Annotated in this window: 10 protein-coding genes; 2 read left to right on the forward strand and 8 right to left on the reverse strand. The window is 35.9% G+C overall.

Translation table 11 applies throughout. The annotated features are described in order from the left end of the window. The first annotated feature begins 97 nt into the window (after window positions 1–97). The gene (locus LF886_RS17160) at window positions 98–442 is read left to right on the forward strand and encodes a MerR family transcriptional regulator (protein ID WP_236850817.1); all 345 of its coding nucleotides are present in this window, start codon (window positions 98–100) and stop codon (window positions 440–442) included. Window positions 443–992: 550 nt separating this feature from the next. Next, entirely contained in the window at window positions 993–1,397 is a 405-nt protein-coding gene (locus LF886_RS17165) for a helix-turn-helix domain-containing protein (protein WP_236850818.1), read from the forward strand. Between the two features lie 696 nt (window positions 1,398–2,093). Here LF886_RS17165 and LF886_RS17170 read toward each other — a convergent pair. The 8 genes from LF886_RS17170 to LF886_RS17205 all read right to left on the reverse strand — a co-directional run bounded on the left by LF886_RS17170 (window position 2,094) and on the right by LF886_RS17205 (window position 12,939). Continuing rightward, window positions 2,094–2,441 carry a hypothetical protein gene (locus LF886_RS17170; protein WP_317207637.1) on the reverse strand — a complete coding sequence of 116 codons (348 nt, stop codon included), beginning with the start codon at window positions 2,439–2,441 and terminating at the stop codon, window positions 2,094–2,096. A 93-nt stretch (window positions 2,442–2,534) separates the two neighbouring features. Next, window positions 2,535–2,855, reverse strand: coding sequence for a hypothetical protein (locus tag LF886_RS17175; RefSeq protein ID WP_236850819.1), 321 nt, complete (start codon window positions 2,853–2,855; stop codon window positions 2,535–2,537). A 2-nt stretch (window positions 2,856–2,857) separates the two neighbouring features. Next, window positions 2,858–5,563 (reverse strand): RHS repeat domain-containing protein, encoded by a 2,706-nt coding sequence (locus LF886_RS17180; protein ID WP_236850820.1) that lies wholly within the window; start codon window positions 5,561–5,563, stop codon window positions 2,858–2,860. A 32-nt stretch (window positions 5,564–5,595) separates the two neighbouring features. Next, window positions 5,596–6,522, reverse strand: a complete 927-nt coding sequence (locus LF886_RS17185) for a DUF6443 domain-containing protein (RefSeq protein WP_236850821.1) — start codon at window positions 6,520–6,522, stop codon at window positions 5,596–5,598. Window positions 6,523–6,528: 6 nt separating this feature from the next. Beyond that, window positions 6,529–7,854, reverse strand: coding sequence for a hypothetical protein (locus LF886_RS17190; RefSeq protein WP_236850822.1), 1,326 nt, complete (start codon window positions 7,852–7,854; stop codon window positions 6,529–6,531). A gap of 11 nt (window positions 7,855–7,865) precedes the next feature. Then, on the reverse strand, window positions 7,866–8,483 hold the full coding sequence (locus LF886_RS17195) for a hypothetical protein (RefSeq protein ID WP_236850823.1): 618 nt from the start codon (window positions 8,481–8,483) through the stop codon (window positions 7,866–7,868). Beyond that, the gene (locus LF886_RS17200) at window positions 8,480–11,314 is read right to left on the reverse strand and encodes a hypothetical protein (protein WP_236850824.1); all 2,835 of its coding nucleotides are present in this window, start codon (window positions 11,312–11,314) and stop codon (window positions 8,480–8,482) included. The genes LF886_RS17195 and LF886_RS17200 overlap by 4 nt, the downstream gene beginning before the upstream one ends. Window positions 11,315–11,316: 2 nt before the next feature. Continuing rightward, window positions 11,317–12,939: a T9SS type A sorting domain-containing protein gene (locus LF886_RS17205; protein WP_236850825.1), complete on the reverse strand. Its 1,623-nt coding sequence runs from the start codon at window positions 12,937–12,939 to the stop codon at window positions 11,317–11,319. Window positions 12,940–13,159 lie beyond the last annotated feature (220 nt).

The following is a 13,159-nucleotide window of genomic DNA, read 5'->3' on the forward strand; positions in this document are numbered from 1 at the left end:
CTTCCGTCTGTTGAAATGAAAGTCATACTGCACTTTTTACAATATATTTGGGTAAAACTTTAAAAAATTTTTATCTTTGAAGTTTAGGAGTTGTAAAATGAAAATAAATTTACCTGATAAACTGTATTATTCTATAGGAGAAGTGGCTAAAGCATTCGATGTAAACACTTCATTAATACGTTACTGGGAACAGGAATTCCCTATTATCAAGCCTAAAAAGAACAGAAAAGGTAACCGATATTTCACTCCTGAAGACATCAAAAACCTTCAGATGATCTATCACCTTGTAAAAGAAAAAGGATATACCCTGGACGGAGCCCGCATCGCCCTGACCACAAACAGTAAAATTTCCGACACCATCACCCTGATCGACCGCCTGGAATTTGTAAAAGCTGAACTGATCAAGCTGAAAGAATCTTTAGGAGAAAGAGATGATGAATAAGCTTTTGAAAATATAAAGAACTCCGCTGCAATTAATTGCAGCGGAGTTCTTATTTAAAGTCTATCAGGAAATACGATCACCTGCTACTTTCACAACATTCTATACCCCCTTCACTAACCCCCTCTACCCCCTTAGGTAAGGGGGTATACCCAGTTACATAACGGGCTGGAGGGGGTTCGGAAGAGCCTCTAACCACTTTGATAAGGGGGTAAAGGGACTTATGGAACGGGCTAGAGACGGTTAACTAAGGGTCTGGAGGCACTTCCGAAGTGGGTATAGCCCCTTGGTGAAGGGGTTAGAGAGGCTTGTGATAGTAGCTGGAGGGGCTTGTGATAGTGGCTGGAGGCAGTTTACGAAATGGTTACAGCAAATTAATGAGCGGCTGCAGAGACTTACTGGAGTGACCGAAAGCACTTCCGAAGCTATTGAAGACACTTTATAAAATAGTTCCCGACACTTTAATAAGTAGAACAGGAATATTTTACCGGACATTTTTTAACCTTTACTTTACAGAATGTATTATCTTTGAATCTTCACAAATTGATTAAGAATGGACTACAAAATACATCAGGGAAGAAATGTAAAACGTTTTAGAGAAATGCTGGGAATAAAGCAGGAAGCATTAGCTCATGATTTAGGCGAGGACTGGAACCAAAAAAAGATTTCTTTACTTGAACAAAAAGAAATCATTGAAAACCAACTGCTAGAAAAAATATCCGAAGTACTGAAAATTCCTGTAGAAGCTTTTCAAAATTTTGACGAGGAACAAGCTGTGAATCTAATTTCTTGCACTTTTTCAGATAATGCAATGTTTAATAATAGAATTGAAGTCCAAAATATTAATCCTATTGATAAAATTGTTCAGCTTCACGAAGAAAAAATCGCTTTGTATGAACGAATGTTGAAAGAAAAGGATGAAATGATGAGTAGGCTGGAAAAGCTGCTTGGAAAATAACAGACAAAAGAATAAAAACCACTGCTAGAGCAGTGGTTTTTTCGTTTTATTTTTGGACATGAGCGAAGATATGTCATTACTAGTATTTTATATGAAATTATTCTTTAATCTATCAATCTGATAAGTTCTCCTAAATATATTTTTTTATTTTTTAAATTATCATTTTCTGATATATTGACTAAATACTTTGTCTTACTCTTCATCTCGCCTTTTCTTAATATTATAGCTGTTTTCTCAACACCTTCATACTTCTTTATAAAATCAGGAATTGGAAAATTGTCTTTATCAACAATAAATAAAGTATCTTTATTATCATAAATATTCTTTACTATATAAAATTTGATTGATTTTTATTTTTAGCTGGATAGTATGATAATAGTTCTACATATATATTTTCACTAGGTTCGGATAAATTTGAATATGCTATTTCTTTCTCAATTAAAGTTTTTTTTCCTTTACAAGAAACCATCAAGATCAATGTACAAATTATAATTCTTTTAATATTTTTCATCGTTGCTCACTTGGTATTATATTCTTATTATTTAACCTTCCTGCTTTATATAACCTATTCATTCTTTTTATTTATGAAGGCGTGGGGCCAGTAGGATTTTTTATTGCTCCTCGATCGATAATCATACATCCCACTTTTCTGAAGCTCCTTACCATTGTAGTTGTATTTATACGCAGGATTTCCAGTTAATATATTGTACCCTTATACTTTAATCCAAACGGATAATAATTACTCTCTTCAATTATCTCTGTTCCTGCTCCATTTTTAGCATAACTTATTCTAACATTTCCAAGGTGGTCAGTATAGTTATATGCATACTTTCCAGTTTCAACATTAAAATACCCTTCTGCTGTTGGAAAGAACTTCAATGTAGAATTTTCATACTGAAAACCGTCCAGATAATCGGTTGTTTCTGTTCCGAAAACCTTTTTTATCTTGACTCCGTCTGCTCTGTAAATATAATCGGTTACTTTGGAGTTTTTGGTAGTCTTGCTTGGTAAATTTAGATAATTATACTGGATGGAGAAGTACAAATATTACACCTTGTTTGTACATGTAAAAACCACTGCTTACGCAGTGGCTTATTATTGTATCAACTCAAAGTCACAGACTTTGCGTAGTACGGGCTAAAAATAAAAATGTATACTGGTTTCATATGATAAAGCCAATTCAAACATTCTATTAATTTTATCTGAACTATTATAACTTTTTTTTAATTCATTCAATGAATTATGTATAGAATCTAAATTTGTAATATGCTCATCTTCAAAATCATCAATATTACTATTTGATATTTTATTAATTAGAATAAAGACACCACTATTCCATAATTCCTTAAATTCATCATTTGTTATACTTAATTCTACAATCTGCTCTGGGCTTGCTGTATCGTAATCCAGCGCAATTTCAGCTTCTTTATTCTTTGGAACAATAATTTTTTTTGACATATTTAATCAATATTATTAAAATGGGTTACTTGATTATATTCATTTTGGCTTCTTCCCTGTTGTCTCCCGTTTACCGTTTTATTGTTAGGTAGGTTTCCATCCAAATCTAGATATGTTCTTCTTCCAGATAAATTTGTATCTTCTATTCTAAAATAATCTCCAGCATTATCATAAACAACTTGTAACCCTGTTTCGGAATTATTATAAATAGTTTTTCCTGTAGCTGTTGTTGTTCCTTGTGATTCGGGAGCAATTTTTTGTATCATTTCTGATAAACTAGCATTTTCCCATTGAGAAGAATATTGAGCTGCTCTTTGAGCTCCTCCTCCTCCAACGATAGACTTTTGTTGTGATTTGGAAAGTTGAGATCCACTTAAAGAACTGGCCGATGTTTCAACTTCCGCAACGGCTGCTGTTTTCATACCACCTGCTTTAGAAAGAGCCTTACCACTTGCCACAATAACCGCGGCAGAACCAATTGCTTCAGGATCTCCTTTTGCTACACCTTTTGCTGTACTTACAATTGCTTTTGCTCCGGTACTTTCATATAAAATATTTCCAGCCTCTCTTGCAGCAGCTTTTGCACCTCCTTTTTCATATGATCCATAAACTCTCTTACCCGCATAATATGTATCTATCATCCCAGAATAAGACATTGTAACAGGATTATATTTTACACCTGTTGATGCAATACCTTTCATTGCATTTCCTGCACCTCTCGCAAATCCACCAGCAAAACTCTTAACCTGTTTCCACGTTGGCCATGGCCACATTCCATCAGGATCGATAAACATTATCGGATTGTCAAAAGCATAATTATATGGAGAAAATCTTCTTCCTAATTCAGCTGCTGGGTCTATCACACCCCATCTACCCAAATCCGGCATATACATTCTAGCTCCATAGTCATACATCCCACTTTCCTGAAGCTCCTTACCGCTGTACTTGTATTTATATATAGGATTTCCAGTTAATATATTATACCCTTCATGTTTCAATCCAAACGGATAATAATTACTCTCTTCAATGATCTCTGTTCCTCCTCCATTTTTAGCATAGCTCAATCTTGTATTTCCAAGGTGATCTGTATAATTATACACATACTTTCCGGTCTCAACATTGAAATACCCTTCTGCTGTTGGGAAAAACTTTAATACTGAATCAGTATACTGGAAGCCATCCAGATAATCGGTTGTTTCTGTTCCGAAAACCTTTCTTACTTTCACTCCATCTGCTCTGTAAGTATAATCGGTTACTTTGGAGTTTTGGGTAATCTTTCCAGGTAAATTTAGATAATTATATTGGATGGAGGAAATCCCTTTATCTAATTCGGTGGTCATATTTCCGTTGACATCATAACTAATAGTACTTCCCGTACTTCCTGATGCTAATGGATATCCGCTTATGGCATTTCCGGTTCCAATTTCTTTAAGATATGACAACTTATTACTCTGTTCCCCATTCTCGTAATGGTATTCCAGATTGTCCATTACTTCAGGTGCTGTATACCCTGGAAGCTGTTTCCCTCTTCTTAAAAGGCTTTTTATATTTCCGTTAAGATCATAGGTAAGCTGCTCGTGGTATTCTCCTCTTTCTAAATTCATAGCGTCCCAGAAACGTCCTTCTTTAAGTCGGTTAAGAGGATCATATTCATAAGAGTAGTTTCTCAATACCGCATCATTTTGAGTAATCCATGACATTTGGGAAATATTTCCATTATATCTTGCCGAACCTGAAAACTGATTGTTTGGGTTGTTATAGCGCAGCTCGTAAGCAAAAAGTTTATTCTGCAAATTGGCAGGATCATTAAGTTTCGTCATCCAGCCTCTTATATTGTAGGCATACTTTATACTCTGCAGCGGGCTGCCTGTGGTATTTCCTACATTCTTAGTCTGTAATTGTCCCAGATCATTATAAAGGTTTTCCGATAGAAGCTCCTGAGCACCTCCATTGACCTGGTTCCAATGTCTTACCAGTCTTTCCTGGTGATCATATTCAAAGGTTTCCTTGATGTTTACTTTGGTATCATTAGCCGACCTTTTATGCTCAATGAGACTATATTCCGGAACTCCTGAAAATTTCAAAAAGCTTTCGGTTTTCGTATATCCTCCCAGATGATTAAAAGAATGAGTAGCGAGTGCCCTTCCTTTTTTATCATAGTAGGTATATGATTTTGTCCAGCCGTCATTTTCGATATTCTTAACATAAGAAGCCGTTGCGAAACTTTTAGTACTTACCATTGAATTCTGTGTTGTCTGTGGCAATACTTCCTTTCCTAAAACGGTACTCACTACTGGAGCTTCCTGAGGATAAGTATCATAATAATTAACGGTAAGAAGCTTATCAATGGCTGTAGGATAAGCAGTGTTTCCGTATTCAATACTAACCCCATTCAGCGTAAGGCTTCCACCGCGGGTTTCAAAAGTATCGGCAGGTTGAGTATCAATTGTATTCTGTATGGTATTTCTTGGATTGGTATCCCTGGTAATCCCTGTATAGACGACTCTTCCAAAGTGGTCATATTTGGTAAACATCCATGACTGATCAGCTGAAAAATTGGCAATTCCATTTTTGAGCACGGTGTCCCTGTATAGAATAACCTGATCTTTTTTATTGTAAACCATTTGTTCCAAGCCTTTCCCCGGAAGTTTCTTTTCTACAAGCCTGTTTCTACCGTCATATTTATATTGATAACAAAGATGCTCCATTGCGGAAGCCGAAACTGTTGCCGTAGCGGAAGCTAAAGGGGGATCACAAATGCCAACTGGTCGTATTCATTATAGACATAATACGTATCTGCATTTTCTGAAGAACTGATAACTTTCCTTACCAACAGGGTTTGTCCTCTCCCATTTTTAAATTCTATGGTTTTATTAGTATCCTCATCTGTTATTATATTTTTATACAACTGTGCTTCTCCATAGGTACCCGATGCAATAAGTTCGGAGGAAGTAGCTCCATCTACCCATACAGTAATGGTAGTATATTTTTTAATTTCACCAGCTGCATTGGTTTCATATCCAAAAACAACAGGTTTATTTTGCCAATCATTACCCAGATTTTTCTGGTTTAAAATTCTGTCTAGCGGAGAGTTTTCCAGCGTTTTATGGCTAAAAGGATAAGAATCGTTAATACCATTCGCCTGATAGTAACTGTTTGCACTCCCTTCTACTCCAGTCTGGATATTTCCGCTCAGTGAACTCATAGGAACCGGGAGCCAGCTATCTACCTGCCTTCCAAAATTGTCATAAGGAATATGCGTTACCAAATCTTTTCCTGTAGATGTAGATTTAATGCTCACAGACTGTTTAGGTCTTCCCAGACCATCAAAAAACTGTACGCTTTGTATCTGCTGAAGAGATCCGTCTGAAACTGTAGTGGGTACTAAATATTGTCTGGTATAGATATAATTTTCTGTCGTCGGCATATTGGACGAATAATCTACCGTGATGGGCGTATAAGTACCTCCATTACCAGAAGAAGATCCTCCGATATAGGCACGAAAGGTCCCATTAGCAGAACTGAAATTGAATCCCGGAAGCATACTTATACTTTGTGGGTCGGATACTTCGGTATTAGGAGCAGGTGGGGTTGTTAAAACAACCTGCCCATAATGATGGAGGCCCCATAACAACCCAATGCTTATAAATATTTTTTTATACATCATTTTATATTAATGAGTTGCATTGGATTTCATTGTTAGAAACTGTTCTTTCAGCTGCTTAATTTCTGAAGCGATATTTTTTAAATCTGAATTTTCAGTTTCTAATTTCTGCATTTTTTCCTGCTGATCTTTTAGCTGTCTATCCTGCTTAATGACATACAGCGTAAGTTCTTCTATTTTCTGCAATAGTTTAATCTGAAATTCACCAACATTTACCCCTTCTTTCTCCATCACCTTTGCAGATGCAATTTCAGGAAGGTGCTTTTTCTCTTTAATATGTTTTGCTACCTCTTCCAGTTTTGGAAGGTCATAGTTTTCTTCAAATACGAAATCAGCGGTTGGAGTTAAGGTTACTTTTAGTTCTTTAGCCTCTAGTTTACCTTGTAATAAAGCATTTCCATTATTAGTAATTCTCATTACTTCATTCATTTGAACCGGTGAATCTATTGCTATCTGTTGAGAAGGAGCGCTTAAGAAACTAAATCCTTCATTACCTACAGTAACAGCTGTTTTTGCCAGACTTGCCTCCCCACTGCTGGATAACCAACCTACGTTTGCCCCATCCGCTTTTACCCCAAAACTCATATAAGAAGACGATGAGCTTCGTAAAGATCCCCAATTATTCAATGATCCCTTCACATAACGTATAGCAAAGGCATTGATACCTATCGCAGAATCACCAGATCCCGTCAAAATGTTACCAAAAACATCCAATTTTTCTTTAGGTTCTGTTCTTCCCAGTCCGACATTTCCATTCACATACATCTGTCCATCATGTCTTAAATAAAAAGTAACATCTTCTGTTCCTGTTCCAAAAATGATATTTTTCATAAAATATCTCTCAGAATTTCTTAAATGATTGCTCCTTAGTTCAAAGTTATTGGAACCTACACCACCTCCTTCATATACTGTCAATCTTGATTGTGGAGAAGCAAAATTGATCCCAATATTCCCATTCTGGAGTATTGAAAATCTTTCAACAAGATTGGTTGCGTTGGTATTATCATTAACTGCAATAGAAAATCTAGATCCATTTGTATTTCCTGTTTCTTCAGTAGCAGTTATTCTTGCCTTAGGAGAATTAGAATATCCGGCAAATTCCAAAGTAGGATATTTAGGATTCGCTGAGCTGGCACTCCAGCCGCCTGTTGAAATTGTTATTTTTCCTCCGTTCTGGTCTCCAACTTCCAGATTGGAATGTGGATCATGAACCCCAATTCCAACATTAGGAGAAGTAGGTGTAGACGTTTGATTGACAATACTCCCAGATGTATATAATTGTGCGAATGATAATTGTGCTGCTAAAGTTCCTGCAATGAATATTACTTTTTTCATAATTTGAGTTTTTATTGTTTATAATTATATTTAAATTCCTTTAATAAGTTCCCCGTTTGATCGTTCTCTCTGATTTCTTTAAGCCTGTTAGCCGAATCATAAAAATATGCTTCTCTGATACCGGATGGCGGAGTGATACTCGTTACTCCAATTAATGGATCATAAGTATAAGTAGTAATTTGATAAGCTGATAAATCGATGTTTTTTCTGAAAGTATCCAATGCGGTAATTAATGCGGGCTCATTATCAGGGTTGGACGCATCTGAATCTGAAGCATTAATAATCTGGGTAACATTAGCCTGAGCAATATTAAGTAGATTTCTGTAGGTAACTCCTTCTATTTTAGCAATAGGCTGGGTGCTATTATATCCCCAGATTATAGTAACCGGAACTCCATTTTTGGGAGTATATTGCATGATATGTCCTTTTCCATCGTACCAGTTATAAGTAATTTCTGTAGAAGAAGTACTATTTAAAATATCATAGGACAGTACAGAACTTGGAAGCCAACTATTAAGGGCATCATACTTTATTTCTGATCTAGAAACTATTTTTCCAGAATCTCCTGTATTTTGCTTTTGAACTGCTGTAGTCTCTAAAGGAATACCAATCATATTGGCATCAATCAACTTTTGATTATTTTTTCACGGGCATACAAATAAGTTGTTTCTTGAACACTACCATCGGTGGCCTGCGTGGTACTTTTTGAAAGCTGCTTATCTAAACTATCATAGACATAATTTGTTGTTGTAATCAATTTTTTATAAGAAGTATCATCTGTAACACTTACAGGTACATCTTCTAAATATTCTGTAGTTTTACTTGTATTAAGGAATGAAGAATAGGTTGGAAACCTATAAGCACCAATGTACATATTGTCTAGTGAGGTAGAGGCATTTACTCCTGAAGGCAGGGTTACATATGGATAAAGCTGAATACCGGTAACACTATAAATAGTATTTCCCATGGTTGAAGTATAATCACTTTTAACACTGTTCTTTAAAAATAAAGTGCCATTTTTATTATTGAATACACGGTGAGAAATTAATTTTCCCTGAATATTACCTAGTGGAAGTTGTTTGTAAAGTCTATTTTCAGCAGAAGCAGATAGTAAATTCAACATGCTTGAATTATCTGTTTGGCTGTTGGCCATCCCACTTATATTAGGGAGTCTGAAAGGGATAGTGTTGAGAACGGTGTAAGCTTTCATGTCAAATATTTTCTCTTCTCCTCCTTTTTCAAAATTGTCTCCACCATAGCTAATCGTCACATGACGGTATACAGGATCATTAAGATCAAAAAAGATATCTTCTCCATCCTGTTGAAGTGAACCTATTTTTGAACTTTGAATATCTGAATGAAAGAGTGTTTCATACACTGTAGCAAAACAAGTAGCACAGTCATTGGGTGGAGGCAGAGTAGTGGTCCCCTGTATCTGGTTATATATGAAAGACTTGAATTCGGGATGAAAAGGGGGAGCAAGGACATCGAAATTATTAATATTTCTATAATCTGTATAATAAAGTCTCTTGATGTTTATCGCTCCCGTTTCAGAAATATCATATTGCTTTTTTAACCTGATATTCGAGTCTTCTACCCTTTGCCAAACATCGGGATATCGTACATTTGCTACTCCATTACACTCATGACAGTAATCTGTTACTCTGAATTTGAATTGATAAGATTTGTTGTTGGGCAACTGAACAGTATAAGTATTGGTCACATCTTGAACCATTTTTTGGACTTGGATGGTTTTGCTAAAGACTGTCTGATTGGTTACTACATCTATGATTTCAAATAATGCCTTAGCCTTACTGGGCTGATTGATTTCACGGTCAGAATGAAGTCTCAGAGTAATTGTAGCATTGGCACTGTTTCCATTTATTTGTGAAATATAACGGGTGAATGATGATTCATTACTTAATGGAAGCCAATCGTTCTCATTTATATAAGGAAGGTTTACATAATTGGTATTTCCAATAACACAGTCCCCACCATCGATAGTGGGAGCTTTAGCCTGTATTGACTCATATTCGAACATTGTTTTTCCCTTTGTAGGATAGGTAATAGACTTTAAAGTTCCTAATTGTGCGTAACTAAAATTGGCTCTTCGATCTGCATAATTATTGTTCAGATTGAAAAGAGCATATTGTTCTCCAAATAATTTTAAATTAGGTAATAATGCAGTGTTGTTTTTACCATTAAAATATCCAAGATAATCAACGCTTCTGGATAACCTTTCAGGAATGTTCAAAGCACCGTTATACTCTAAAGCGTACTCATTGACAAAAGTATCCGTATTATTTTTGACAGCATATTCTTTAACTGACGTCAGGAAAAATCTTTTTTTACCAACTGTTGTAGAAGTAGTACCACCATTAATATAATCGAAAACTATTTTTTTTACATTTATTCCATTCTGAGAAATAACAATATTGCCTATTTTTTGAAAAGGACTGTTTGTTTCTGTGATGTAATTGAATTGGATGACTTCATTGCCAGCAGTAATTTTATCAATGAATTTAGACCCTATCACATTAAGCACTTTACCTGAAGTCCCGATAGGGGCACTAGATGGTGCTGTATCTATTGTGCCCGAAGCAGATGCTGAAGATTGCAACTGACCTGTTTCTTGTTCGCCCAATGAAATTATCTTTGAATTTGCTTGATTATAAGTGAATTCAATTTTATTATGGGAAATATCTTCGATTGTTTTTAAATAAAAACTGGTTATTCCACTACGGTTACCTTGTAATCTTACCCATGTTTTTTCTGTAGCTCCTACCCCTCCAAAGGTGTATTTTGTTCCGTTATAGGTTGTGATTATAAAAGAATTGCTTACTTTAAAATCACCTACAACTTCAAGTTTAAGATTATAATCCTGGGTCAAAAGCACAGGCTTAAGCGTTTTATCTAAATAAAAGCTTCCACTGTATCCTGGTATTGAATAATTAAATATATCAATTTCGTTATCTATTGCGGTGGATATATCATGGGCATAAACTCCCAGATCCTGCGCGCCAGCCTGAGAAGAAAGATAACCCAGATCTGTGGAATTTAATACAAGCCTTTGTGAAGCAAGCTCATCTGTAAGATCATAAATAGTTCTGGTAATAATACCTCCTGTATCTAAGATCCAGTTCATTCCTGTACTATTCGGAGTATCGTTCACCTTTACTCCCACTTTGGAATAATTTAAGGATACAGGAAGCTTTAAAATACCATCTTTAATTTCATGTATTGGGATTTGTATGTTAGGAGATCCTTTAAATTCATTGAAATTGAGATTCCCAAATTGTGTCCTAAAAAATGATTCCGGAGAAGGAGGTACAATATTAAAAGCATCAGTCCCATCTGATGCTCCTTTAGAAGAAAACAAACTATTGTAATCTTGAGCATAAAATGAAATGGATAAAAAGCTTAATACAATAGGTAAAGTTTTTTTTATATAATTTTTCATAGTTATTTCTTAATCAATTTAGCATTCGCCGTTTTATTAGTATCCGTTTTTATCGTCACCAGATACGCTCCCTGAATCAAAGCTTGGGTATTGATCTTAGTTACTCTGTTCTTGGTTTTTATACTTTGAAGCTGTCTTCCGCTCATATCATATAATAGAATATCAGCATCTTTAAAATCAAAGCCGATTTCTACATAAGCATAGTCTGATACTGGGTTTGGATAGATTTTGATGTCGTATTTTTCGATTAACTGATCAACCTGCTTATCTCCCAATTTCACAATCTTCCAGTTTTCTTTGCCAAGCTCTTCTGCACTGGTTCCGGCTAAAACAATTGAACCATCTCTGTTGAGTTTTAAATCGGAAAGCCTTTCCTCTTTCTTCCTGGATTCTCCAGTGATATGCTTTCTCCACTGTTCATTACCATTCTGATCCAAGTACAGCATCCAAAAAGTTTCATCATCTGTTTGTATTCTTCCTTCTGCCTGAGTATAACCTCCAAATAAGATTCCTTTGGAAGATTTGTCATCTGCAGAATGAAGGACACTCATACTCATTAAAATATCACGGTTCTTGAAGTTGTAGGATTTCTGCCACTGCTCATCGCCTCTTTCGTTTAAAGAAATCAGCCAAAGGTCTGTTCCTTCTTCAATGCCTACGGTTTTGTTTCCTGATCTTTCTGATCTTGATTCGCCACCAATGATAAAACCATTTGAAGTTAAAGCCAGCGTTCTGATGTGATCATCTCCTTTCCCTCCAAAGTTCTTTTCCCACTCTACTTTTCCGTTTTTGTCTAATTTGACAATCCAGTAGTCACCCTCACCGAAGTTGTCGCTTTGTTTTGAGGTTGCAGATAACAGGTTGCGGGTTGCAGGTTTTTCAGCCTGAGTATTACTATTAATTGTTGATTGCTGATGAGTTGTTTTAACGGATCCGCTTCTCGAATACATTCCGAGTAAGGCGCCACCATCTTTTGTTGGAATCATCTTCTCTACTTCGTCTAAACCTTTTCCGCCTAAAATTAATTGTGATAATTCTTTTCCGTCCTTATCCAGCCTCGTAATCAAGACGTCTTTGGAACCATATCCTTTTGCAGCGTTTTGTATATTTCCGGCAACAAAGAACCCTAAATCGGTCGTTTGAATCACCGCTCTGGCTTCTTCATCAGAAGAGCTTCCCAAGGTTTTTTGCCATAGTTCATCTCCGAATTCATTGATTCTGATCAGCCAGATGTCTGAGCCTCCTTTGGAATCCTCTTTCTTATCCAATCCTTTTCCTGAATAGGAGGTTCCGGCTAAAAGAAATCCGCCATCCTGTGTGGTAACGGTGGCTGATAAATAGTCATGATTGGTTCCGGAGAAATATTTTTCCCAGACTTCATTTCCTTGCTGATTGAGTTTAACCAAGTGGAAATCGTAACCATTATTTTGCTTACTTCCTGAAGTCTGCTGTTTATTGCTTTGAATAGAGCTTCCCGTGATCAGATACTGCTGATCGATGGTTGTGGTGACCTGGCTTAGAAAATCCTGAGTAGAGGATTTGATGTCTTTCTGCCATACCACTTCCTGGGCAGAGATGCCCAAGACCGTGCATAAGGTGAATGCACCGATATAGAATTTTTTCATTCTTGTATTATTGTTTTCTGAGTTGTAATTAGCTTATTTAAAACCGCGCAAATTTAACACTTTTTAAGACATCAAAATCAACTTAATGCAGTTTACTGTAAATCATACTATTAATAATTAAATCTTCTTTATGATGGAGTAAAGTCTGTCTTATTCTGATGTAAAATTATCTCTGCGCAACGACAGAACTTGTCGTATAAAAAAAATCTCACCAGAAATT

This window comes from Chryseobacterium sp. MEBOG07 (genome assembly GCF_021869745.1).
GTDB lineage: Bacteria > Bacteroidota > Bacteroidia > Flavobacteriales > Weeksellaceae > Chryseobacterium > Chryseobacterium viscerum.

Coding starts and splice junctions, on each gene's coding strand:
- LF886_RS17160 (WP_236850817.1), top strand. CDS start 98: ATGAAAATAAATTTACCTGATAAACTGTATTATTCTATAGGAGAAGTG.
- LF886_RS17165 (WP_236850818.1), top strand. CDS start 993: ATGGACTACAAAATACATCAGGGAAGAAATGTAAAACGTTTTAGAGAA.
- LF886_RS17175 (WP_236850819.1), bottom strand. CDS start 2,855: ATGTCAAAAAAAATTATTGTTCCAAAGAATAAAGAAGCTGAAATTGCG.
- LF886_RS17180 (WP_236850820.1), bottom strand. CDS start 5,563: ATGGAGCATCTTTGTTATCAATATAAATATGACGGTAGAAACAGGCTT.
- LF886_RS17185 (WP_236850821.1), bottom strand. CDS start 6,522: ATGATGTATAAAAAAATATTTATAAGCATTGGGTTGTTATGGGGCCTC.
- LF886_RS17190 (WP_236850822.1), bottom strand. CDS start 7,854: ATGAAAAAAGTAATATTCATTGCAGGAACTTTAGCAGCACAATTATCA.
- LF886_RS17200 (WP_236850824.1), bottom strand. CDS start 11,314: ATGAAAAATTATATAAAAAAAACTTTACCTATTGTATTAAGCTTTTTA.
- LF886_RS17205 (WP_236850825.1), bottom strand. CDS start 12,939: ATGAAAAAATTCTATATCGGTGCATTCACCTTATGCACGGTCTTGGGC.